The sequence below is a fragment of the Yinghuangia aomiensis genome, assembly GCF_039542225.1.
Taxonomy (GTDB): domain Bacteria; phylum Actinomycetota; class Actinomycetes; order Streptomycetales; family Streptomycetaceae; genus Yinghuangia; species Yinghuangia aomiensis.
Window position 1 is genome coordinate 26,096 of sequence record NZ_BAABHS010000031.1, and the last position, 22,229, is coordinate 48,324.

Here is a 22,229-nt window from a genome sequence, read left to right on the forward strand (position 1 = left end):
ATCCACTAGTCGATGCGGCGCCCCTGAAGGCGCCGCATCGACGCGTGTTCCGCCTGTTCAGCGAGGAGTCCCCATGGCCGTCCCGACGCCGCCCGCCCGGATCTACCTGGACAAGCAGACGCCCGAGGCGTTCAAGGCGTTCGTCGCCGCCCGGGAGACGGTCCGCCAAGGCGCCGCGGACACCGGCCTGGAACCGCTGCTGATCGAGCTCGTCAACCTGCGGGTCTCGCAGATCAACGGCTGCGCGTACTGCCTGAGCCTGCACACCCGCAAGGCGCTGCGCGCGGGCGAGACGACGCAGCGCCTCGGCACGCTGAGCGCGTGGCGGGACACCGAGCTGTTCAGCGACCGGGAGCGCGCCGCGCTGGCGCTCGCCGAAGCCGCCACCGCCATCGCGGACGCCGCCGCGCAGGACAGCGCCTACGCCGCGGCCCGGCCGGTCCTGACCGACGACGAGATCGCCGCCGTCCTGTGGGTCGCCATCACGATGAACACCTTCAACCGGGTGTCGATCCTCAGCAAGCACCCGGTGCGCCCGGCCGTCACGGCGCAGGGCTGAGCGGCCGCACCATGAACACGTCCACGGCGTCCTCGGACTCCGGGACGAACCCGTGCCGCTCGTAGAGGCGCCGCGCCGGACTCCCTTGCAGGACGTTCAGCCGGACCACCGCCCGTTCGCGGTCGCACCGGTCGAGCAGGCCGCGCAGCACACCCGAGCCGACGCCGGCGCCCTGCGCGTCGGGCGCCAGGTAGAAGTGCTCCAGCCAATAGCCGCCGTCGGCGGGGCGCAGCGCCACGCATCCGGCGAACGCTCCGCCCGCTTCGACGACCCACGTGTGCGCGGGCTCGAAGGCGTCGCGGAGGCGCTGCCGGACGCGGTGGTCGTCGTAGCGGCCGAGCCGTTCGAGGTCGGGCCGCATCACGACGGCGCGCAGTTCGGCGGCCGGCTCGACGTCGGCCGCCGAGGCGGGGCGCAGGTGCCAGGCGTGCATGGGGGCCCACGCTAGCGGGCCGTTCCGGACGGCCGTCCGAGCCCTGGGGAGAGACGGCTCCGTCGGCGCCCGGTCAGGCTTCGATGTGCGCGGCGAGGCCCGCCAGGATCATCGTGCTGCCCTCGCGGGCCATGTCGCGGGCTTCCTCGGTGGCGTTGGTCTGGTCGATGACGACCTCGACGCCGTCCGGGTGCGCGGCGAACGTGATCGCCATGACCTCGGCGGGGGCGCCCGGCACGTCCATCCACAGGACGATCCGGTGCCCGTCCTCGACCTCGAGGAACGTGCCGGTGAGCGGGAACTGCCCGCCGTCGGGGGTGAGCAGCGTGGACTTCCAGGCGCCGCCGGGGCGGACGTCGATCTCGACGCTGCCTTCGGCGGCGCCGAACCAGGCCGGCCACTCGGCGGCGGTGGTGTACGCGGCCCACGCGCGGGCGACGGAGGCGTTCATGACGCGGGTGACGGTGTAGGGGAAGCCGGTGGTGGCGTTCTCGCTCATGTCGGAACCTCTCGTGTTCGGCGCCGCGTTGCGCGGCTGCTGCGGTCGAAGGGGTAGACCGGGGCGGGTCCGCGGAGTCATCGCCGGGCCCGATGTGACCTGGACCACAATGCCGAGCGGCCCCGCCGCGTGTTGCGACGGGGCCACTCTTCGGGTGCCGCGGTCAGACCGCGGCCTCCACCCGAGGGTTCTCCGCGAGGGGCACCGGGCCGTCCAGGACCGGCGTCTTGTCGGCCAGTGCCTTGAAGCGGGTCAGGCGGAGGCTGTTGGAGACGACGAAGACCGAGCTGAAGGCCATCGCGCCGCCGGCGAGCATCGGGTTGAGCATGCCGGAGGCGGCCAGCGGCAGGGCCGCGATGTTGTAGGCGAACGCCCAGAACAGGTTGGACTTGATGGTCTGGAGCGTCTTGCGGGACAGCCGGATGGCGTCGGCGGCGGCGCGGAGGTCGCCGCGGACCAGGGTCAGGTCCGAGGCTTCGATCGCGACGTCGGTGCCGGTGCCCATCGCCAGGCCGAGGTCGGCCTTGGCGAGCGCCGCGGCGTCGTTGACGCCGTCGCCGACCATCGCGACGACCTGGCCCTGGCTCTGCAGCCGGGTCACCACGTCGACCTTGTCCTTCGGCATGACCTCGGCGAACACGTTGTCGGGGTCGATGCCGACCTGCGCGGCGACGGCCTGCGCAACCGTGGTGTTGTCGCCGGTGAGCAGGATCGGAGTGAGGCCGAGTTCCTTGAACCGGCGGATGGCTTCCGCCGAGGTCGGCTTGACGGCGTCGGCGACCACGAGGATCGCGCGGGCCTTGCCGTCCCAGGCGACCGCGACCGCGGTGCGGCCGAGGGCTTCCGCGTCGGCCTTGGCGCGTTCGAGGTCGGCGGGCAGGTCGAGGGCCCATTCGGTGAGCAGCCGGGTGCGGCCGACCAGGACCGCGTGCCCGTCCACGATGCCCTGCACGCCCAGGCCTTCGACGTTGGCGAAGTCCTCCGGCTCGGGCAGGTCGCCGGTGCGTTCGGCGGCGGCCTTGGCGATCGCCTGCGCGATGGGGTGCTCGGAGGCGTTCTCCAAGGCGCCCGCGAGACGCAGCACGTCGGCCTCGGTCTCTCCTTCCGCGAGGCGGGTGTCGACGAGGGTCATGCGGCCGGTGGTGACGGTGCCGGTCTTGTCCAGGACGACGGTGTCGACGCGGCGGGTGGACTCCAGGACTTCGGGGCCCTTGATGAGGATGCCGAGCTGGGCGCCGCGGCCGGTGCCGACCATGAGCGCGGTCGGGGTGGCCAGGCCGAGGGCGCACGGGCAGGCGATGATCAGCACGGCGACCGTGGCGGTGAACGCCGCCGCGATGCCTTCGCCGGTGCCCAGCCAGAAGCCGAGCGTGGCGATGGCGAGGGCGATGACGATCGGCACGAACACCCCGGAGATCCGGTCGGCGAGCCGCTGGACCTGCGCCTTGCCGTTCTGCGCGTCCTCGACGAGCTTGGCCATCTGGGCGAGCTGGGTGTCGGCGCCGATCCGGGTGGCGCGGACCACCAGGCGGCCGCCGGCGTTGACGGTCGCGCCGGTGACGGTGTCGCCGGGGCCGACCTCGACGGGCACCGATTCGCCGGTGAGCATGGACGCGTCGACCGCGGACGTGCCCTGTTCGACGGTGCCGTCGGTGGCGATCTTCTCGCCCGGGCGGACCACGAACAGGTCGCCGACGGCGAGCTGTTCGACCGGGATGCGGGTCTCGCGGCCGTCCCGGAGCACCGCCACGTCGCGGGCGCCGAGTTCGAGCAGCGCCTTCAGCGCCGCACCGGAGCGGCGCTTGGCGCGGGCCTCGAAGTAGCGGCCGGCCAGGATGAACGTGGTGACGCCCGCGGCGGCTTCGAGGTAGATGTTCCCGGCGCCGTCGCTGCGTTCGATGGCGAACGAGAACGGGTGGGTCATGCCGGCCTCGCCCGCGGTGCCCCAGAACAGCGCGTACACCGACCAGGCGAGCGCGGCCAGGGTGCCCATCGACACCAGCGTGTCCATCGTCGAGGTGCCGTGCTTGAGGTTGGTCCACGCCGCCTTGTGGAACGGCCAGGCCCCCCACAGCACGACCGGCCACGCGAGCGCCAGCGACAGCCACTGCCAGTTGGTGAACTGCCAGGCCGGGACCATCGCCATCGCGATCACCGGGACGGTGAGCACCGCGGACGCGATCAGCCGGTCGCGCAGCGCGCGGATCCTGCCGCCCTCGGCGTCGGTCTCCGGCGCGGGGTCCGCCGCGGCGCCGGGCGCCTTGGGCGGGGGCGGGAGTTCCGCGGTGTAGCCGGCCGCCTCGACCTGGGCGACCAGGTCTTCGGGGGTCACGTCGCCCTCGTAGGTGACCTTGGCCTTCTCGGTGGCGTAGTTGACGGTCGCGGTGACGCCGTCGAGCTTGTTGAGCTTGCGCTCGATCCGGTTGGCGCACGACGCGCAGGTCATGCCGCCGATCGCCAATTCGATCCGCGCGGCGTCCTGCGGCGCCGAGGTCCCGGTGTCCGGACTCATCGCCTGCTCCTTCGTCATGTCCCGGTGGTGCGGGGGTACGGGTGGTGCTCCGGCGGTGGCGGCCCACGCCGTCCCGCGATCACCTGCTCAGCATACCCTAGGGGGGTATGTAGTCAACAGCCGTCGGCCTTGGCTCCGCGGGGGCGCGAGGCCGGCCGGGAGTGGTGGTGCGGCGTGCGGTCAGTGCTCGTGGCCGGCGTCTTCGCCGCTCGGGCTGGTCGGGCCGGTCATGCCGTTCGGGGCCGGCGGGGTCGGCGAGGCGGCGGAGGCCGCGCCCGGGTCGACCGTCACGGTGAACTCGGCGGTGCGCACGATGCCTTCGTGCTGGAAGTCGAGGTACAGCCGGTAGGTGCCCGCGCTGGGCGCTCCGGCGTGGAACGAGATGCCGGGGCCCGCGGGCGTCTTGCCGTCGCCGGGCGCGCCCTCGGGGTGCACGTGCAGGTAGGCGAGGTCGCCTTGGCGCAGCGCGACAAGGTGGCCGAACGCGCCGAGGTAGGGCTGGAGGTCGGTGACCGGCACGCCGTTCTTGCTCACCGACAGCGTCAGCATGCTCGCCGAGGTCGCCAGGTCGCCGTTCAGCGTGACGGTGTAGCCGTCGACTTCGGCGGTCCGCGACGGCGCGGGCAGCGGCACGGTGCGGTAGTCGCCGGGCACCGCCACGTCGGCGCCGAGGGTCAGCCCGCCGGCCGGGTCGCCGGACGGCGTGAAGTCGGCGAACACCCGGTAGTCGCCCGCGGCCTCGAAGGTGAGCGGGACCCGCCACGTGCCGTCCGCGCCGAGCGTCGGGTGGACGTGCCGGAAGCCGGACATGTCGCGGCGCGCGACGATGAGGTGCAGGTCCTTGTCGTGGGCGCGGTCGTAGCGGGTCCAGGGGCGGCCGTCGGGGCCGAGGACCTGGAAGCGGAACTCGGTCGGGACACCTGCCGGCAGGGGCTCCTGCTGGGGCACCAGCGTGTAGCCGCGTTCGGAGACCTGGAGGCCGCCCGCGACCGCGGCATTGGCGGCTGCCGCGTTTCCGGCGGCCGTCGGGGCGGTGTGCCCGGAGTGGCCGTCGCCCGTGGCGCTCGGGGACGCGGCCGAGTTGTGACCGTGCGGCGACGAACCGCCGCCGACCGGGCCGACCGCGTTGCCGACGCCGTACGCGGCGCCGAATGCCAGGGCGAGGCCGGCCGCGAACGCGCCGACGCGAGTGGCCGTGTTCATGGCCGTTCTCCTTTTCGTGGGGTGGTGCTCGGGGTTCGGTCATGGGGGGGCGCTCGGGCGCCGGCGTGCGCGGGCCACGGTCCCGGCCGGAGTGTCGGCCGGGGTGCCGGCTCGGCTCGCCGACACCCCGGCCGGGTATCGGCGCCGCTCAGTGGCAGCTCCCGCAGCAGGACGTGCCCGGGTTCTCGTCCTTCGGGGCCTCGACGACCCGGTAGCCGGCCTCGGCGACCGCGGCGGCGACCGCGGCGTCGTCGATCGCCCCAGCCGCGGACACCGTCACCCGGCCCGCTGCCAGGTCGACGTTCACGGCCGTGACGCCGTCGAGCCTGCTCACCTCGGCCGTGACCGACGAGACGCAGTGCCCGCAGGTCATGCCGGAGACGGAGTACTCGGCGGTGGTCGCGGTGGTGGTGCTCATGGGATGCCTCCTGGGCGGGATCGTGGGGGGCGCCGCCGGTCGGTCCGGGCGGCTTCACGACTCACAACATACCCCCCTCGGGTATCTTGTCAAGCCGTCCCCCCGACCCGATCCCCGGCGATGGGTCCGCAGGTTCGACGAACACCCCTCAGGCGTGCACCAGTTGGGCGATCGCCTCGGTCGCTTCGCGCACTTTCACCTCGATCGCGCCGCGGCCCTCGACCGCCTCCGCGGCCACGCAATGACCCAGGTGGTCGTCCATCAATTTGAGCGCCACAGCCTGCAAGGCCTTGGTGATCGCGGAGACCTGAGTCAGTACATCCAGGCAGTAGGCGTCCTCTTCCACCATCCGTTGCAGGCCCCTGACCTGGCCTTCTGCCCGCTTCAACCGCGCCATGCAGGCCTTCTTGTCCGCCGCATATCCGGCCATCGGAGCTCCTCCTCGAACTTTCGTCTTCACATACGGTACCCCCCTAGGGTATGTTCGGCGCCGTTCGGAAATCCAGAGGTACCTATACCCCGTATCGGAAGTGGTGGAGATGTCCGCGCCCGATGTACCCAACCCGCGCCGCTGGGCGGCACTCGCGCTCATCGCGCTCGCCCAGTTCATGGTCATCATGGACACGTCGATCATCGGCGTGGCGCTGCCCGACATGCAGACCGACCTGGGCTTCTCGCAGGAGAACCTGTCCTGGGTCTTCAATGCCTACGTGATCGCCTTCGGCGGCCTGCTGCTGCTCGGCGGCCGGCTGTCCGACCTGTTCGGCGCCAAGCGGATGTTCACCGCCGGATGGGTGGTGCTCGGCGTCGGGTCGCTGGTCGCCGGACTGGCCGGCGAAGTGTGGGTCGAGCTGGCCGGCCGCGCCGTACAGGGCGCCGGTGCCGCGCTGATCGCCCCGTCCGCGCTGACCTTGCTGATGATGCTGTTCGGCGGCAACCCGAAGGAACTGACGAAGGCGTTCGCGCTGTACGGCGCGGCGGCCCCCGCGGGCGGTACCGCGGGCGTGTTCCTCGGCGGCCTGATCACCGAGTACGCGAGCTGGCCGTGGGTGTTCTACATCAACCTGCCGGTCGTCGCGCTCACCCTGGTCCTCACTCCGTCGCTGATGCCGTCCGCCCCGGCGCGCCGCGGCTCGATCGACTGGCTGGGGGCGATCCTGGCCACCGGCGGCCTCGCCGTCGTCGTGTACTCGGTGGTCCGCGCGCCCGAGGTCGGCTGGGGCTCGGCGGAGACCCTGCTGGTGCTGGCCGGCGGCCTCGCCCTGGTGCTGCTGTTCCTGCTGGTCCAGGCGAAGAAGGCCGAGCCGCTGATGCCGCTGCGGATCCTGCGCACCCCGGACCTCGGCGGCGCGAACCTCGCCCAGCTGCTGATGGCGGGCGCGTGGGTGCCGATGTGGTTCTTCCTCAACCTCTACCTGCAGCAGGTGCTGGGTCTGGGGGCGTTCGCGAGCGGCTCTGCGCTGCTGCCGATGACCGTCGCGATCATGGTCATGATGATCACGGTGGCGCCCCGCCTGATCGCCAAGTTCGGGCCGAAGAACCTGATCGTCGCCGGCATGGCGCTGCTCGCGGGCGGCATGCTGTGGCTGTCGTTCGTCCGGGCCGACGGCACTTTCTGGGTCGACGTGCTGCCCGCGTCGCTGGTGGCCGCGACCGGCATGTCCCTGGCCTTCATCCCGTCGCTCGGCACCGCGATCTCCAGCGCGCGGCCGGAAGAGGGCGGCTTGGCGTCCGGCATCGTCAACACCTCGTACCAGATCGGCTCGGCGCTCGGCCTGGCCGCGATGACCGCGGTCGCCGCCGCGCACGGTTCGCGGCGGATCGGCAACGCGTCCGCCCTGACCGACGGCTTCTCCGCAGCCTTCCTCGGCGCCGCGGGCATCGCCGCCGCGGGTGCGCTGCTGGCGATCGTCACCCTGCGCGGCTCGTCCGCCCCGGCCGACGCCGAGGCCGCGGAGCGGGAGACGGCCGACGTCGCCTGAGCCCCGGCCCCCGTGCCGCCGACCGGACCCGGTCGGCGGCACGTGTCCATCCCCCTGACGAAGGAGTACGCGCCGTGGAGATCTGCATGTACGGAACGTCCTGGTGCCCGACCGTCGCCGAAGTCCGCGCCCTGCTCGACGAACGCGGCATCCCCTACCAGTACTTCGACATCGACGAGGACAAGAAGGCCCGCAAGGCCGTCTACCGCTTGCAACAGGGCGGCCGGCGCGTCCCCACGCTCACCCTGCCGGACGGAACGCTGGTGGTGGAGCCGGACGCGGCGGAGGTGGAGCGGATGATCGCCGGATGGGGCGGCGCGGGGGCCGGGAAGGCGGGGGAACTACCGGGCGATCGAGTCCCCGAGGGGCGGCGCGGGGGCCTGGCCGGTGGTCGGCCCGACGACGATCGGCCCGGCGAGCAGGCGGAACGGCCGGAGGAACAGCCCGACGGCCGGGCACCTCGCCCGTGCGGCGAGCGGCCGACGGGCGAAGACCGGTGACCCCGCCGCCCCCGGAGACCTTGCGCCGGGCGTTGCGGCACCCCGTGGCGAAATGCCTCGCGGCGTGCCTGCTGAGTGCCGCGCTGCGGAAGTTGACCCAAGCGGGACCGCACCCGATGCCGCAGGCCGCGGGCACGCGCGGCGCAGGCCAGGGATCACCGGCACCCCTTGGCCTGCCTCCGCCGCGCTGTCCCGGCTGAACGCAAGCGGCTCCGCGTGGCTGGGCCTAGGCTGTCAGCCCGGCTCCACCGGACAGCGCAACCAGCCCACCCGCGTGGCGAGTTATGGGAATCGGCCATCCTCGCCGCCGGTCGGCGGGCCTCCCACCGAGCGCCCATCGCCGTTCGTCTCGCCGCCGCGGCAGGCCGCGCGCGGCGTGGGCGGGCCGACCAGCCCGCTCACGTCCCGACGCGGGCCTGCCGGGTCCTCTCTTGGCCCCGCCTTCCCTCGACGACGTTCAACCGCCCTGCGGCGCACGGAAGTCCGGGCAGCCCAGAATGTGCAGCACCTTCGCCGGGTCCAGCGGGTACGGCACCCGCTTGCCCGTGTCCGTGAAGCCCAGGCGCCGGTAGAAGGCGCGGGCACGGTGGTTGTCCTCGTGGACGCCCAGGGTGAGCCACGCGCAGGCGGTGTGGGCGCGGGCGAAGTCGACGGCGGTGTCCATGAGGGCGCGCGCGGGGCCGTCGGGGCCGCGGTGCGGTGGGGTGACGTACACGGCGTGGACATGGGCGGTGCCGGGGATGTCGGGGATCGGCGCGGCCGCGGCGGTGCCGGTCCAGGTGCCGGTTTCGTCGAGGGCGACGAAGAGCGCGTCGTCGGGGGCGGTCGCGGCGCGGGCGGCCCGTTCCCGCCAGGCGCTGTCGGGGAGGGCGGCCGCGGCGCCGTGGCTGGTGCCGAAGGCGTTCGGGGAGTCCGCGAGGGCTTCCAGGCGGATGGCGCGGAGTTCGCGCCACTCCCCTGCCTCGATGCGGCGCACGTCGTACTTCATGATCCTCATCATCGCGGAGGGGCCGACGGCGCCGGGGCGGGGCAGGCGCGCATTCTTTTTGCCGATCATGGTGCGACACGCCCGGCCTTGCCCCCGGGCAGGTGCAAGGCTGGGGCATGACCGAAGCCGCGGGCACCCGCCGGGCGTGTTCGTCGACCACGGGTCCCCGGTGCCGCGGCGCGACCGAAAGGACACCCCTGTGAGCAAGCCGCCGCTGCCCGAGCAGGCGATCGCCATGGCACGCAAGGCGAACCCGGCCGTCATCACGACGCTGCGCAAGGACGGCCAGCCCGTCTCCACCGCCACCTGGTACCTGTGGGAGGACGACGGCCGCGTCCTGGTCAACATGGACGAAGGGCGCCGCCGCCTCGACCACGTGCGCAACGACCCGCGCGTGACGCTGACCATCCTCGACGAGGGCAACTGGTACACCCACCTGTCCCTCATCGGCCGGGTCGTGGAGTTCCGCGACGACAAGGACCTGGCGGACATCGACCGGCTCTCCCGGCACTACGGCGGCGAGGCGTACGCGATCCGCGACCGGGCCCGGGTCAGCGCCTGGATCGAGATCGACCGCTGGCACGGCTGGGGCGGGCTCAAGGACAGCGACCAGCCGGGCGGCGCCCGGCAGATCGCCGCGGAAGACTGACGAGCGCCCTGGCGCCGGCTTCGCGGGGCGGCCGGGATCCGGCGGCCCCGCGGAAGCCGGCGCGCGGTCATTCCGCCAGTTGCCGCCCCACCTCGCGCAGTACCGGCAGCAGCGCCTCCACGTCGGCGTCCGTCGTCCGCCAGTTGACCAGCGCGCACCGCAGGACTTTCGCCCCGCGGTAGGCGGCCGTGCCGACGAAGAAGCGGCCGTCGCGCAGGACGGCTTCGCCGAGCCGGGTGTTGAAGTCGTCGAGGCGGTCGTCCGGGACGCCTGGCGGGCGGTAGCGGAAGCAGACGATGGAGAGCCGTACGGGGGCGAGGAGTTCGAAGTCGTCGGACGCGTCGAGGAGGCGCCCGAGGTGGGCGGCGGCGTCGAGGTGGCGTTCCACCATCGCGCGGTAGCCGTCGCGGCCGTACGCGCGCAGGGTCGCCCAGATCGGCAGGGCGCGGGCGCGGCGCGAGGATTCCGGGCCGAGCGTGTTGTAGTCGACTTCCGCGCCGTCGGCCTCCGGCAGGTAGGAGACGCCCCAGCCGCCGAAGGCGCGGGCGAGGAACTCACGGTCGCGGACGAAGGAAAAGCCGCTCTCATAGGGGACGTTCAGCCACTTGTGGCCGTCCGCGGTGACGGAGTGGGCGCGTTCGACACCCCGGGCGAAGTGCGCGGTGCGCGGCGACAGGGCGGCGAACAGGCCGAACGCGCCGTCCACGTGCAGCCAGGCGTTGTGGCGTTCCACGAGGTCGGCCAGCGCGTCGAGCGGGTCGGAGTCGCCCGAGTAGACGTCGCCGAGGTTGCCGACGACCACCGCGGGGGCGCCGTCGAGTACGGCGAGGGCGTCGGCCAGCGCGCGGAGGTCCAGGCGTCCGGTGTCGTCGCGGGAGAACGTGCGGAGGGTGTCGCGTCCGCAACCGAGGATCTGCAGGGCCTTGCGCGTGCTCGGGTGCACGAGGCCGCTGGTGAGGACGGGCATCGCGGGCAGGCCGGAGAGCCCGTCGGCGGCGACGTCGACGCCGTGCTGCCCGGCCCACCAGGTGCGGGCGCAGGCGAGTCCGGTGACGTGGGCGAGGGTGGCGCTGGGGGTGAGCACGCCGCCGTAGGAGGCGGGGATGCCGAAGAGGTCCTTGAGCCACGCGAGGACGGTCGTCTCGGCGCGCGCGGCGAGCGGTGACGCCACGTGCAGCCCGGCGGCCTGGTCGACCAGTGACGTGATCCAGTCGCCGGCCATCGCGGCGGGGGTCGCCCCGCCGACGACCAGGTGGAAGAAGCGCGGGCCGGAGGTTCCGGTGGCGGCTTCGGTGGCGATCCGGAGCAGCTCTTCGACGCTGGCAAGAGTGCCGTCGCCGGTTTCCGGGAGCGGCCCGCCGAGGTGGCCGAGCAGCAGGTCTTCGGCCTTGGCGTCGCGCACGGGCCGGTCGGGCAGCCCGTCGAGGTAGGGGCCCGCGGCCCGGAACACCCGCTCCAGCGCGGCGGCGGCTTCGTCGCGGTCGTCGATCGGGTCGGTCATATTGCCAGTCAATCAGCCCGGCAGCCGCCGCGCACCGATTGCATAACGCGCGAACTGGCCTGGAATGCCAGGGAAGTTGGCGGATCGATGCGAGGATCGCGGAATGGACGTCCCCGGTGAGGAGCCCGGCATGGAGTTCGCGGTGAGGACCACGGCATGAAGTTCCTGGTGCTGATGTACGCCGACCCGGCCGCCACCGCCGCGATGACCGAGGCGGAGCGCGCCGACGTGTTCGCCCGCCACGAAGCGCTGCACCGCGATCTGGCGGAGACGGGCGAGATGCTCAACGGCGCGGGACTGGGCTATCCGGCCGACACGACCGCGCTGCGGTGGCGCGGCGCCAAGCCGGCATCCTCGGCGGGCGGGCCGCTGACGTCCGCGACCGAGCAGGTCACGGCGTACTACGTGGTCGAGTGCGCGTCGCGGGAGCGGGCGGTGGAGATCGCCCGGCGGGTCCTGGACTTCCATGTGGTGGCGGTGGAGGTGCGCGCCGTCCACGACTGGTTCGGCATGGGCGGCGAGTGACGCGGCCGTCGTCGGCGGTCTGCTTCACTCCTCCGGCGGGTGCCGCGGCCGCGTTCCGAAGTTGCCGTATCCGGTCAGCTCCTGCGGCAGTGTCCGGTCGCGCATGTGCTTGTGCGGCATCTCCATCGGTTCGCGGGGCTCGAAGTGGCCCGCGAGCGGTCCCGGCGCGAGGTGGAACTGCGGCGGCGGACGCTCGGGGTCGGCGCGGGTCGGGGGAATAGGGGGGTCGAGTTCCGGCGGCGGCGGGTTCCAGCGGGCACGGGCGGCCCGCACGGCGGGCCACGCGAGGAGTACCGCGAGGGAGCCCGCGACGACGACACGCTTGCCGGGGCGCCGGGCGCCGCGCGGCGAGGCCGGGCCGGACTCGGGCTCGTGGACGATCACCGCCACGCGCATCGGCGGCGGGGTTTTCTTACCGAGTCGCATACTGTCGGGCTACCCGGCCGGGCGGGCCCTGCACCGCAATCGGCACGGCAAAGCAGCCGACCGGTTCGAGCGCTTACGCCGGGTGACGGGGCGGAGTCCGTCGTCGCTGCCTGTGCACCCATTTGGCCGCCGTGCGTTCGGCCGACCGGGACCTTGGGGCGTGGGTGCGGGGTGCGGCGCAATGCGCGGGCACGCGGGCGGGGCGCCGGGCGCCCGTCCGCGGCACACTGGGGCATGGCCACCTCCCCGCCGCGGCAGCCCGAGCACCCGGAGGCGCCGCACCCGTCGGCCCCCTCGTCGCCGCTGTCCCCCGAGCCCGAGCCGGTCACCCGCACCGCGCCGCGCCCCGTGCGTCCCATCCTGCTCGCGCAGGGCTGGCTGGACCTGACGTTCCTCCACTGGCCGGTCGAACCTGCCCTCGTCGCACCGCTGTTGCCGCCCGGCACGGTGCCGGACACGATCGACGGCGTCACCTACGTCGGCCTGGTGCCCTTCCGCATGGACCGCATCTCGCTCGGCCCGCGCCCGGCGATCCCCTACTTCGGCAGCTTCGCCGAGACCAACGTGCGGCTGTACTCGGTCGACCGGGCCGGGCGGCGCGGCGTCGTCTTCCGCTCCCTGGAGGCCGCGCGGCTGCTGCCGGTGGCCGTGGCGCGGGCGGCGTTCGCGCTGCCGTACATGTGGGCGCGGATGCGCGTCGAGCGGCTCGGGACGGCGGAACACCCGGAATTCCGCTACACGACGGTCCGCCGCGCTCCCGGACCGCGCGGCGCGGGCGGCAGCGTCCACATCCGCGTCGGCCCCCCGTACGAGGCCGACGAACTGGCCGATTTCCTCACCGCCCGCTGGGGCCTGCACGTGGCCTGGCACGGCCGCACGCTGTACCTGCCGAACGAGCACCCGCCGTGGCCGCTGCGGCACGCCGAGCTGCTGGCGTGGGAGGACGACCTGCTGGTCGGCGCGGGTCTCCCGCCGGTGTCCGGTCCCCCGGTCAGCGTGCTGTTCTCGCCGGGGGTGCGGACCCGGTTCGGGCCGCCGCTGCGGTGCCCTTAGGCGACCGGCGAGGTGCCCGCGCGTCAGCCCAGTTCGGCCCTGAACAGTCCCGACACGCGCTGCCACGAGTCGTCCGCCGCCGCCTTGTCGTACGGCTCCCGCCCCGGGAAGAAGAAGGCGTGGGCCGCGCCTTCGTACACCGTGATCTCGTGGCGCACGCCCGCCGCGGTGAGCCCGGCGGCGATCGTGTCGCGCTGCCCGGCGTCGATGACGTGGTCGAGTTCGGCGAAGAACAGCTCCAGCCGCACCTCGCGTTCCGCGATCGCGGGGGCCACGGTGAGCAGCGGTTCGGGACGGCTGAGCGCCGTCCCGGCGACCGGCAGCCAGCCCGGGTAGTAGATCGCCGCCGCGGCGAGGTCGAGGCGGCTCGCGGCGTAGAACGCCAGGTGGCCGCCGAGGCTCATGCCGAGGATGCCCGGCTTTCCCGCGGCGTCCGCCCGCGCGTGCGCGTAGTCGAGGGACGCGCGCAGGTCCTGCTCGACGCCTTCAGGGGTCAGTTGCGCGACCAGTTCGAAGGCGCGCGTGCGGTTGGCGTCGGTCTCGGCGAATCCGCGCGCGGTGTCGGCGTCGAGGCGGTGGTACAGGTCCGGCGCCACGGCGACGTAGCCGAGCGCGGCGACGTCCCGGACGAGCGCCCGGACGTCGTCGGTCAGCCCCCACAGCTCCGAGCACACCAGCACCGTGGGCCGCAGCCGGGCGTCGGCCGGCCGGGCGGTGTAGGCGGCCATGGCCGAACCGTCGACATCGATCTCCACGTCCTGCCCGACGACGTTCATTCCGGCGCTGCCTCTCCCCGTAGCGGACGCGGCCCCACCGAGCCGCGTGCGCCACGATATGCGCCGGTGATCGCTCCCGCGGCGGGAAACGCGGCCGGTCCGCGTGCAGCGGACAACCCGCAGGCGGGGGCCCGGTGCCGGGCCCCCGCCGGGTCACACCTCGGCGACCAGGAACTGCTCGGCCCGCGGCGGCCGGAGCCCGTCCGGGCGGCCCGCGAAGTAGCGCTCCGCCAACTCGTCCGGGGACACGTGCCGGGCCTTCGAGAACCCGGCGTCCCACGCCGCCCACTTCATGTCGTCCGGCGCGTAGAGGCTCAGGAACGGCGTGCCCGACGCGGCGGCGTTCCGCATCGAGAAGTCCTGCACCGCCCGCTGGTCCGGCTCGAGCATGTCCAGCGGCAGCAGGAACGTGCCCGCGAACACCGACCCGGGTGCCAGCTCGGCGACCTGCCGCAGCGTCGCCATGTTGGCTTCGCGCGTCAGGTACATGCTGACTCCGGTCGACGCGACGACCGTCCGCTGCGCCGGGTCGAAGCCGGCGGCCTTGAGGCGCTCCCACCACGAGTCGCCCGCTTCGAAATCGACGGGGACGAAGCTCAGCCACGGCGGGACGGCATAGCCGAGTTCGGCGAGCCGGCGCCGCTTCCACGCCTGGGTGCCGGGCTGGTCGACCTCGAACACCCGGATCCGGGAGCCGATTTCGGGGCGCCGCTGGGCGAAGGTGTCCAGGCCCGCGCCGAGCACAACGTACTGCGTCGCGCCCGCGTCGGCCTGTTCGGCGACCAGGTCCTCGACGAACCGGGCGCGGGCGGCGATCGACGCACGGACCCCTTCGACGCCGGGCATCGTCATGTCGCCGCGCGCCCGCCAGTCGTCGCCCGGGTCGGCGAGCTTCAGGCCGACCTCGTCGTCGAGGACGTGCGGCGGCGCGTCGGCCTGCACGTGCAGGGCGCGCCACAGGGCGACGCGCACGGCGGTGTGGTCGGGCTCCTGCTCGCCGTCCGGGCGCACGGGCTCAGCCATGATGGTGTCCGTCCGCTTGCCTGTCTTCCGGCAGCGGGGCTTCGAGGGCGACGATCCGCCCGTCCGGGTCGCGGACGAGTGCCTGGTCGACACCCCAGTGGGTGGGCGTGAACGGCTGCGCGAAGTCGGGCTCCCGTTCGGGGGCGAACGCCGCGGAGTCGGCGACCTTGAGGACCGGGTACGTGGTCAGCTCGCGGTCCTGCTGCTCGACGATGAACACGTACGGCCCGCCGGACGGGTGGGCCCAGTGCCCGGAGCCGTGCTCGGTCTCCAGCACGCTCCGGAAGCCCAGGGACTTCCAGAACGCCGCCGTCGCACCGTAGTTGCGGGTCTCGACGAGGAATCCTTCGATGCCTTCAGTCGCCATCGGTGTGCTCCTTTCCGGCGTCCGCCGCGCGTTGGAGGTATTGCGTGAGTGCCGCTTCGACTATTGCGGAGAGTGACTGCTCCGTGTCGACGGCGTGATGCTTGACCTCGCGGACGAGGTCGACCGGTAGGTAGACGTTGAACTGCTTGACCTGTCGTTCGGCCGCCATAACTAGGATGCTAGCAATCTAGTCGTCGGCGCGCACGCCCTTAATCCGTGTACTGCTCCGCGAACTCGGCGGTGGGCGGGATGGGGGTGATGACGTCGATCAGCACGCCGTTCGGGTCGGCAACGATGAAATGGCGCTGCCCGAAGTCCTCGTCGCGGATCGGGAGCAGCGGCGCGAGCCCGCCGCGGACGACCAGGCGGTCCCATTCCGCGTCCACGTCCGGCACTTCGAAGTTGAGCAGGACGCCCTGGGCGGGCACCCGGTAGCCGGCCGGGATGGTCGGGTGGGCGTGGTCGAGCAGGGCCAGTTCGTGGCCGGGGTCGCCGGGGAGGCGGAGGCTCACGTACCAGTCCGCGGCGAACGTCGTTTCGAAGCCCAGGAGGCGGGTGTAGAAGTCGCGCGACTCGTCGATCTTCGCGGTACCGATCACGGGATAAAGGCTGGTCGGACGCATGGCGCTCCCCTTTCGCATACCATCGGTATGCGAAAGAAGCTATTCGCGTACCATCGGTATGTCAACCGGCGGGCCGACCGGTCGGTCGCGGAGGGAGCGGCATGCGGAACGAGGGCGTGCGGGCACGGCAGCGGGAGGAGACCCGGCGGGCACTGGTGCGCGCGGCGCGCGGTCTGTTCGCCGAACGGGGCTACGGCGCGGTCGGATTGGCGGAGATCGTGGCTGCCGCGCAGGTGACCAAGGGGGCTCTGTACCACCACTTCGCCAACAAGGCCGACCTCTTCCGGGCGGTGCTGGACGAGGTGCAGCACGAGGTCGGAGGGCAGGTCGCCGAGGCGGCCGAGGCGCACAACGACCCGTGGACCCGCCTCACCGCCGGATGCGAGGAGTTCCTGGCCGCCGCCACCGATCCGCGGCGGCAGCGGATCATGCTCGTCGACGGGCCCGCGGTGCTGGGCTGGAGCGAGTGGCGGGCCATGGACGAGGCCGCGTCCGCCCGGCACCTGGCCGAGGCGCTGACCGAGCTGGCCGAGGCGGGGGTGATCGCGCGGCAGCCGATCCCACCGCTGGTCCACCTGCTGTCCGGCGCGATGAACGAGGCCGCGCTGTGGCTCGCCACCGCACCGCCGAACGGCGCCTTGGCGGACACCCAGGCCGCGTTGGGGCGAATGCTGCGGTCGCTCCGGACCTGACGAAGGCCGCCGCACGGGGCTTTCCGATCACCTTGTTTCTGATAGGTCGTCAGGCAATACTCGGGCGCCATGACCGACGACGCCGTGTCCGGCAATGCCCTGTCCGTCCTGCTCGCCAAGCAGGCCATCACCGAGGTCTTGTACCGCTACTGCCGCGCCTTGGACCGGATGGACCGCGACGCGGCCCTGGCCGTCTGGCATACCGGCGGGACCGCCGACTACCGGCCGTTCTTCCAGGGCACCGGCGCGGAGTTCGTCGACTGGGTGTGGGTCCAGCACGAGGGGATGACCGGGCACTCGCACCAGATCACCAACGCCCTCGTCGAGGTCGACGGCGACACCGCGGTCAGCGAGTCGTACGTGACGGTCACCCTGCAGTCCGCCGCGGGCCCCGACCGCACGGCGGAGACGGTCGTACGCGGCCGCTACCTCGACCGCTGGTCGCTGCGGGACGGCCGCTGGGCCATCGACGAGCGCCGCCACGTCCCGGACTTGCAGTCGGTGACGCTCCACGACGCGGCGATGACCGCGATCGAGAAGCACGACGGCGGGTCGTCCCGGGACGGCGCCGACCCGTCGCGGCAGTTCCTGGGCTGAGGCCGTGCGGTGCCGGCGCGGTCACGCCGGCACCGATGCCTTCCCCCGCTCCGCTCCGCCCTCGTCGGCCATCCCCAGCGGCACGAACCCGGTGCCGAACCCGTTCGTGTCGACGAGCCGGCCGAGGCACTTCACGACCTGCAGCGTCATCGCCGAGTCCTGCACGGCCATCCGCGGAAAGCGGCGCGCCCAGTCGGCTTCCAGCAGGCCGGCGTCGGCCGCGGACCGCAGGTACATCACCAGGATCAGGTTCGCGGGGCCCGTGACCGTCGCACACATCCGCACGTCCCCGCCCTCGGACAGCTCGGCGGCGGTGGCGTCCAGCTCGTCCGGCGGCACCCGCAGCCACCAGGTCGCCGTGCACGGCCAGCCGGTCAACGACCGGGCGACCTCGCACCGGAACCGCGCATATCCGGCCCCCATCAGCCGTGAAAGCCGCCGCGCCACCGTCACGCCGCTCAGTCCCAGGCGCCGGGAGAGTTCGGCGGTGCTGAGCCGGCCGTCCGGCCCGAGCTGCCCGACGATCGCCAGGTCGTCGGCGTCCAGGGCGAACGGCGCCGGCGCGGTCACCCGGCCCAGCTCGACGAGCTGCCGCCGCTGGTCGCGGTCCAGCGCCCGCAGCCGCCACGCGGCCGAGTCCTTGTAGAGGCGCAGCGGCATCTGCACGCGGATCCCGGTGATGCCCGGCACCGCGGGCAGCCGCACCTGGAGGTAGTGCGCGAGGCGCCCCGCGTCCGGCGCGTACACGCAGGCGAAGAGGTCGCGCCCCCCGGTCAGGTACTCGATGTTGATGATGTTCGGCTGCCGCGACAGCTCGGCGGCCACGTGCGGGATGCGGCCGGGTGCGACGGTGATCTCGACCAGCACCGCCTTGCCGACCTGCGAGGGAATCCCCTGCGGCACGCCCATGAAGCCGGTCATCCAGGCCGCCCCCGTCCCGGTCAGCCGCCGCCACCGCCGCGCCAGCGTGGCGGGAGCGGCGCCGAGGACCGGGGCCAGGTCGGACCAGGACGCGCGCGGCGCGAGCTGGAGGGCGTTCACCAGCGCCAGGTCGAGTTCATCCAGAGCATCGGGGCCGGGTGAGGCGTTCAAATCGCGCATCGGTAGGGCCCCTCAGGACGACTTCGGCCATCCGCGCGGACGTGCGGCGTGCACCGGCAACTCTGGCGGTGATCCCCGGCCGGTCCGTGTACCGCCGACGACACCCGCAAGGACGAACGGTGAAACTGCTGCGCCATCACGACGGGACGTTGTTCCGCGATCTGAACCACAACGGCACGATGGAGCCGTACGAGGACCCGCGCCTGCCCGTGGCGGACCGGGTCGCGGACCTGCTCGCCCGCATGACGTTGGCCGAAAAGGCCGCGCAGATGTGCCACGGGCGCATTTTTACCCTCAACCCCGGCGTGTTCCCAGAGGAATCCGCCGAGCTGAGCGACCTGGGCATCACCAACTTCCTGCTGATGACCATGCCCGGGCCGGGGGTGATGGCCCGCTGGAACAATCACCTGCAAGATCTGGCGGCGGCTCGGCGGCTCGGCATCCCGGTCACGCTGGCGTCCGACCCGCGGCACGGCTTCGCGGCGAATCCGCTGGTCGCGCATCTGACCGGCGGGTTCAGCCGCGGTCCGGAGCCGATCGGGCTGGCCGCGACGGCCGACGGCGCACTCGTCGAGGAGTTCGCCGCCGCGGCGGCGCGCGAGCTGCGCGCGGTGGGCATCCGGGTCGCGGTGCACCCGATGGCGGACCTGGCGACCGAGCCGCGGTGGGCGCGGATCCACGGCACGTTCGGCGAGGACGCCGGCCTGGCGTCGCGGATGCTCGTCGCGTACATCCAGGGCTTCCAGGGCGGCGCGGACCTGGGGCCGGACAGCGTCGCGTGCATGGTCAAGCACTTCCCGGGCGGCGGGGCGACCGCGGACGGTGAGGACCCGCACTTCTCGTACGGCCGCTTCGGCGCCTATCCGGGCGGCAACCTCGACTACCACCTGCGGCCGTTCCGGGCCGCGCTGGAGGCCGGCTGCGCGCAGGTCATGCCCGGCTACGGCATCCCGGCCGGCACGGGCATGGCGGAGGTCGGCGCGTGCTTCAACCGCGACGTCCTCGTCGGGCTGCTGCGTGAGCGCTTCGGCTTCGACGGCGTCATCTGCACCGACTTCAACCTGCTCGCCGGGATGACGATCCCCGGCCGCGGCACGCTGCCCGCCCGCAACTGGGGCGTCGAGCACCTGCCGCTGGAGGAGCAGGTGCGGATGCTGCTCGACGCGGACGTGGACCAGTTCGGCGGCGAGACGCGGCCGGAGCTGATCGTGGACGCGGTGCGGTCCGGCGCGGTGACCGAGGTGCGGATCGACGCGTCGGTGCGGCGGATCCTGCGCGACAAGTTCCGGCTCGGGCTGTTCGACGACCCGTACGTCGACGCGGACGCCGCCGAGGAGCTGGTGGGCGCCGCGGAAACGCGCGCGCTCGGGCGGACCGTCCAACAGCGCGCCCTCGTCCGGCTGACCGGGGATCCGCTGCCCGCGGGCGGCCGGATCTACGTGGAGAACGTCGGCCCGGAGGCCGCCGCCGCGTACGGCACCGTCGTCGCCCGACCCGAGGACGCCGACGCCGCGGTCGTGCGCCTCGGCGCCCCTTACGAGGAACGCGACGGCTTCCTGGAGGGCGGCTTCCACGCCGGGTCCCTGGAGTTCCCGGCCGAGGAACTCGACCGGCTCCGCAAGCTCGGCGCCGCGGTGCCGCTCGCGGTGAGCGTGTGCCTCGACCGGCCGGCGGTGCTCACCGGGCTGGTGGACGGCACGGCGCTGCTGCTCGGCGACTTCGGCGCGGCGGACGACCTCGTGCTGGACGTCGTGTTCGGCCGCGCGCAGGCCGTCGGGCGGCTGCCGTTCGACCTGCCGTCGTCGATGCGCGCCGTCGAGGAATCGCGCGAGGACGTGCCGTTCGACACCGCCGACCCGCTGTTCCGGTTCGGGCACCCGTCCGCGCCGCGCACCACCCCCGACGCACCGCCCGGCAGATCAGCCGGCACAGGACCCCACGCACAGCCCGACGCTTCTGCAGAAGGCGAGGACTACGCGTGATCCGCTCCCTCGCGCGTCCCACGCGGATCGCCGCCGCGGGCGTGTGGCTGACCTGCGCGGTGGCGATGGCCGGCGTGGCTGGGCCGGCGTAGATGGGCGCGGCGACCCTGCTCTACCTGGTGGCGGCGTTCGGCCGGTTGTCCGACTTTCAGGGCGTATTGTCCGTACGACGCGACGAGACCGCCGGGGCTTAGGCGGAGCGCTCGGCGGCTCTGCGGCGGGGATCCCGCCGACGCGCCGCAGAAACCGGCTTTGCATGTTCATGCGAAACCCTGCATACTCTTCCCATGTCCAAGGTCCTCACCTCTCTTCCCGCGGGCGAGCGGGTCGGCATTGCCTTCTCCGGCGGGCTCGACACGTCGGTCGCGGTCGCGTGGATGCGCGACAAGGGTGCCGTCCCGTGCACCTACACCGCCGACATCGGCCAGTACGACGAGCCCGACATCGCGTCGGTGCCCGGCCGCGCCAAGACGTACGGCGCCGAGGTCGCACGCCTGGTCGACTGCCGTGCGGCGCTGGTCGAGGAGGGCCTGGCCGCGCTCGCCTGCGGCGCGTTCCACATCCGCTCCGGCGGCCGCGCCTACTTCAACACGACGCCGCTCGGCCGCGCCGTCACGGGCACCCTGCTGGTGCAGGCCATGCTCGAGGACGACGTGCAGATCTGGGGCGACGGGTCGACGTTCAAGGGCAACGACATCGAGCGGTTCTACCGCTACGGCCTGCTCGCCAACCCGAACCTGCGGATCTACAAGCCCTGGCTCGACGCGGACTTCGTGACCGAGCTGGGCGGCCGCAAGGAAATGTCCGAGTGGCTGGTCGCGCACGACCTCCCCTACCGGGACAGCACCGAGAAGGCCTACTCGACGGACGCCAACATCTGGGGCGCCACCCACGAGGCCAAGACCCTCGAGCACCTGGACACCGGCGTCGAGACCGTCGACCCGATCATGGGCGTGCGGTTCTGGGACCCCTCCGTGGAGATCCCCACCGAGGACGTCACGATCGGCTTCGTGCAGGGCCGCCCGGTCAGCATCAACGGCAAGGAGTTCCCCTCCGCCGTCGACCTGGTCATGGAAGCCAACGCCATCGGCGGCCGGCACGGCCTGGGCATGTCGGACCAGATCGAGAACCGGATCATCGAGGCCAAGAGCCGCGGCATCTACGAGGCGCCGGGCATGGCTCTGCTGCACGCCGCCTACGAGCGGCTGGTCAACGCGATCCACAACGAGGACACCCTCGCGCAGTACCACATCGAAGGCCGCCGCCTCGGCCGCCTGATGTACGAGGGCCGCTGGCTGGACCCGCAGGCGCTGATGGTCCGCGAGTCGCTCCAGCGGTGGGTCGGCGCGGCCGTCACCGGCGAGGTCACCCTGCGGCTGCGCCGCGGCGAGGACTACTCGATCCTCAACACCACCGGCCCGGCGTTCAGCTACCACCCGGACAAGCTGTCGATGGAGCGCACCGAGGACGCCGCGTTCGGCCCGGTCGACCGGATCGGCCAGCTGACCATGCGCAACCTCGACATCGCCGACTCGCGCGCCAAGCTGGAGCTCTACACCGGCATCGGCCTGATCGGCACCGCGCACCCCGCGATGGGCGCCGCCCAGGCGGCCGCGACCGGCCTGATCGGCAACCTGCCCGAGGGCGGCGCCGAGGCCATCGCGGCCCGCGGCGAGGTCGACGAGGAAGAGCAGATCGAGGACCAGCTGCTGGACCGCGCCGCGATGGAATTCGGCGTGGACTAAGCCGGACGCGCCGAATCCGGACGACCGCGATCCGGACGGCACCCCGCGCACACGACGCCGGGCTCCGCAAGGGCA

At 73.0% G+C, this 22,229-nt stretch carries 25 protein-coding genes; 10 read left to right on the forward strand and 15 right to left on the reverse strand.

Annotated elements, in window-relative coordinates; genetic code table 11:
- Nucleotides 1-73: 73 nt before the first annotated feature.
- Nucleotides 74-559 (forward strand): carboxymuconolactone decarboxylase family protein, encoded by a 486-nt coding sequence (locus tag ABEA93_RS32225; protein ID WP_345679415.1) that lies wholly within the window; start codon nucleotides 74-76, stop codon nucleotides 557-559.
- On the opposite strand, the gene ABEA93_RS32230 is transcribed toward ABEA93_RS32225, so the two are convergent.
- From ABEA93_RS32230 to ABEA93_RS32255, 6 genes are all read right to left on the reverse strand, one after another.
- Nucleotides 543-992, reverse strand: coding sequence for a GNAT family N-acetyltransferase (locus ABEA93_RS32230; RefSeq protein WP_345679416.1), 450 nt, complete (start codon nucleotides 990-992; stop codon nucleotides 543-545). The two genes, ABEA93_RS32225 and ABEA93_RS32230, sit on opposite strands and share 17 nt — an antisense overlap.
- A gap of 73 nt (nucleotides 993-1,065) precedes the next feature.
- Complete coding sequence (locus ABEA93_RS32235; RefSeq protein WP_345679417.1) at nucleotides 1,066-1,491, reverse strand: SRPBCC family protein; 426 nt, start codon at nucleotides 1,489-1,491, stop codon at nucleotides 1,066-1,068.
- 163 nt (nucleotides 1,492-1,654) lie between these two features.
- Nucleotides 1,655-4,003, reverse strand: coding sequence for a heavy metal translocating P-type ATPase (locus ABEA93_RS32240; RefSeq protein WP_345679418.1), 2,349 nt, complete (start codon nucleotides 4,001-4,003; stop codon nucleotides 1,655-1,657).
- A 180-nt stretch (nucleotides 4,004-4,183) separates the two neighbouring features.
- A complete protein-coding gene (locus ABEA93_RS32245) occupies nucleotides 4,184-5,206 on the reverse strand; it encodes a hypothetical protein (RefSeq protein WP_345679419.1) in 1,023 nt (340 codons plus the stop codon).
- Nucleotides 5,207-5,354: 148 nt separating this feature from the next.
- A complete protein-coding gene (locus ABEA93_RS32250; protein WP_345679420.1) occupies nucleotides 5,355-5,624 on the reverse strand; it encodes a heavy-metal-associated domain-containing protein in 270 nt (89 codons plus the stop codon).
- A 148-nt stretch (nucleotides 5,625-5,772) separates the two neighbouring features.
- Entirely contained in the window at nucleotides 5,773-6,054 is a 282-nt protein-coding gene (locus ABEA93_RS32255; protein WP_345679421.1) for a metal-sensitive transcriptional regulator, read from the reverse strand.
- A 109-nt stretch (nucleotides 6,055-6,163) separates the two neighbouring features.
- Here ABEA93_RS32255 and ABEA93_RS32260 point away from each other — a divergent pair, with 109 nt between their 5' ends.
- The gene (locus tag ABEA93_RS32260; RefSeq protein ID WP_345679422.1) at nucleotides 6,164-7,606 is read left to right on the forward strand and encodes an MFS transporter; all 1,443 of its coding nucleotides are present in this window, start codon (nucleotides 6,164-6,166) and stop codon (nucleotides 7,604-7,606) included.
- Nucleotides 7,607-7,680: 74 nt separating this feature from the next.
- Entirely contained in the window at nucleotides 7,681-8,106 is a 426-nt protein-coding gene (locus ABEA93_RS32265; RefSeq protein WP_345679423.1) for a glutaredoxin family protein, read from the forward strand.
- A 457-nt stretch (nucleotides 8,107-8,563) separates the two neighbouring features.
- Here ABEA93_RS32265 and ABEA93_RS32270 read toward each other — a convergent pair whose 3' ends face one another.
- Nucleotides 8,564-9,094, reverse strand: a complete 531-nt coding sequence (locus ABEA93_RS32270; protein WP_345679424.1) for a GNAT family N-acetyltransferase — start codon at nucleotides 9,092-9,094, stop codon at nucleotides 8,564-8,566.
- Nucleotides 9,095-9,293: 199 nt separating this feature from the next.
- On the opposite strand from ABEA93_RS32270, the gene ABEA93_RS32275 reads away from it, so the two are divergent.
- Complete coding sequence (locus ABEA93_RS32275; RefSeq protein ID WP_345679425.1) at nucleotides 9,294-9,743, forward strand: PPOX class F420-dependent oxidoreductase; 450 nt, start codon at nucleotides 9,294-9,296, stop codon at nucleotides 9,741-9,743.
- A gap of 67 nt (nucleotides 9,744-9,810) precedes the next feature.
- Here ABEA93_RS32275 and ABEA93_RS32280 read toward each other — a convergent pair whose 3' ends face one another.
- Entirely contained in the window at nucleotides 9,811-11,244 is a 1,434-nt protein-coding gene (locus tag ABEA93_RS32280) for a pyridoxal phosphate-dependent decarboxylase family protein (protein ID WP_345679426.1), read from the reverse strand.
- 156 nt (nucleotides 11,245-11,400) lie between these two features.
- Between ABEA93_RS32280 and ABEA93_RS32285 the strand changes: the two genes are divergently transcribed.
- On the forward strand, nucleotides 11,401-11,769 hold the full coding sequence (locus tag ABEA93_RS32285) for a YciI family protein (protein ID WP_345679427.1): 369 nt from the start codon (nucleotides 11,401-11,403) through the stop codon (nucleotides 11,767-11,769).
- A 24-nt stretch (nucleotides 11,770-11,793) separates the two neighbouring features.
- Here the strand turns inward: ABEA93_RS32285 and ABEA93_RS32290 are convergent, their stop codons facing one another.
- A complete protein-coding gene (locus ABEA93_RS32290) occupies nucleotides 11,794-12,195 on the reverse strand; it encodes a hypothetical protein (RefSeq protein ID WP_345679428.1) in 402 nt (133 codons plus the stop codon).
- Nucleotides 12,196-12,429: 234 nt separating this feature from the next.
- Here ABEA93_RS32290 and ABEA93_RS32295 point away from each other — a divergent pair, with 234 nt between their 5' ends.
- Nucleotides 12,430-13,248, forward strand: coding sequence for a YqjF family protein (locus ABEA93_RS32295; RefSeq protein ID WP_345679429.1), 819 nt, complete (start codon nucleotides 12,430-12,432; stop codon nucleotides 13,246-13,248).
- Nucleotides 13,249-13,271: 23 nt separating this feature from the next.
- On the opposite strand, the gene ABEA93_RS32300 is transcribed toward ABEA93_RS32295, so the two are convergent.
- From ABEA93_RS32300 to ABEA93_RS32320, 5 genes are all read right to left on the reverse strand, one after another.
- Complete coding sequence (locus ABEA93_RS32300; RefSeq protein WP_345679430.1) at nucleotides 13,272-14,024, reverse strand: dienelactone hydrolase family protein; 753 nt, start codon at nucleotides 14,022-14,024, stop codon at nucleotides 13,272-13,274.
- A 153-nt stretch (nucleotides 14,025-14,177) separates the two neighbouring features.
- Complete coding sequence (locus ABEA93_RS32305; RefSeq protein ID WP_345679431.1) at nucleotides 14,178-15,047, reverse strand: class I SAM-dependent methyltransferase; 870 nt, start codon at nucleotides 15,045-15,047, stop codon at nucleotides 14,178-14,180.
- Nucleotides 15,040-15,414, reverse strand: a complete 375-nt coding sequence (locus ABEA93_RS32310) for a VOC family protein (protein ID WP_345679432.1) — start codon at nucleotides 15,412-15,414, stop codon at nucleotides 15,040-15,042. Before ABEA93_RS32310 ends, ABEA93_RS32305 begins: the two co-directional genes overlap by 8 nt.
- Nucleotides 15,404-15,583, reverse strand: a complete 180-nt coding sequence (locus ABEA93_RS32315) for a ribbon-helix-helix domain-containing protein (protein ID WP_345679433.1) — start codon at nucleotides 15,581-15,583, stop codon at nucleotides 15,404-15,406. The genes ABEA93_RS32310 and ABEA93_RS32315 overlap by 11 nt, the downstream gene beginning before the upstream one ends.
- Nucleotides 15,584-15,623: 40 nt before the next feature.
- A complete protein-coding gene (locus tag ABEA93_RS32320) occupies nucleotides 15,624-16,037 on the reverse strand; it encodes a VOC family protein (RefSeq protein WP_345679434.1) in 414 nt (137 codons plus the stop codon).
- A 101-nt stretch (nucleotides 16,038-16,138) separates the two neighbouring features.
- On the opposite strand from ABEA93_RS32320, the gene ABEA93_RS32325 reads away from it, so the two are divergent.
- Both ABEA93_RS32325 and ABEA93_RS32330 read left to right on the forward strand, forming a co-directional pair.
- Entirely contained in the window at nucleotides 16,139-16,729 is a 591-nt protein-coding gene (locus tag ABEA93_RS32325; protein WP_345679435.1) for a TetR/AcrR family transcriptional regulator, read from the forward strand.
- A gap of 69 nt (nucleotides 16,730-16,798) precedes the next feature.
- The gene (locus ABEA93_RS32330; RefSeq protein ID WP_345679436.1) at nucleotides 16,799-17,326 is read left to right on the forward strand and encodes a nuclear transport factor 2 family protein; all 528 of its coding nucleotides are present in this window, start codon (nucleotides 16,799-16,801) and stop codon (nucleotides 17,324-17,326) included.
- Nucleotides 17,327-17,347: 21 nt separating this feature from the next.
- Here the strand turns inward: ABEA93_RS32330 and ABEA93_RS32335 are convergent, their stop codons facing one another.
- The gene (locus ABEA93_RS32335) at nucleotides 17,348-18,427 is read right to left on the reverse strand and encodes an Lrp/AsnC family transcriptional regulator (protein WP_345679437.1); all 1,080 of its coding nucleotides are present in this window, start codon (nucleotides 18,425-18,427) and stop codon (nucleotides 17,348-17,350) included.
- 119 nt (nucleotides 18,428-18,546) lie between these two features.
- Between ABEA93_RS32335 and ABEA93_RS32340 the strand changes: the two genes are divergently transcribed.
- Together ABEA93_RS32340 and argG are read left to right on the forward strand one after the other, a co-directional pair.
- Nucleotides 18,547-20,409, forward strand: coding sequence for a glycoside hydrolase family 3 protein (locus tag ABEA93_RS32340; RefSeq protein WP_345679438.1), 1,863 nt, complete (start codon nucleotides 18,547-18,549; stop codon nucleotides 20,407-20,409).
- A gap of 287 nt (nucleotides 20,410-20,696) precedes the next feature.
- Nucleotides 20,697-22,154: an argininosuccinate synthase gene (gene argG / locus ABEA93_RS32345; RefSeq protein ID WP_345679439.1), complete on the forward strand. Its 1,458-nt coding sequence runs from the start codon at nucleotides 20,697-20,699 to the stop codon at nucleotides 22,152-22,154.
- Nucleotides 22,155-22,229: the final 75 nt, after the last annotated feature.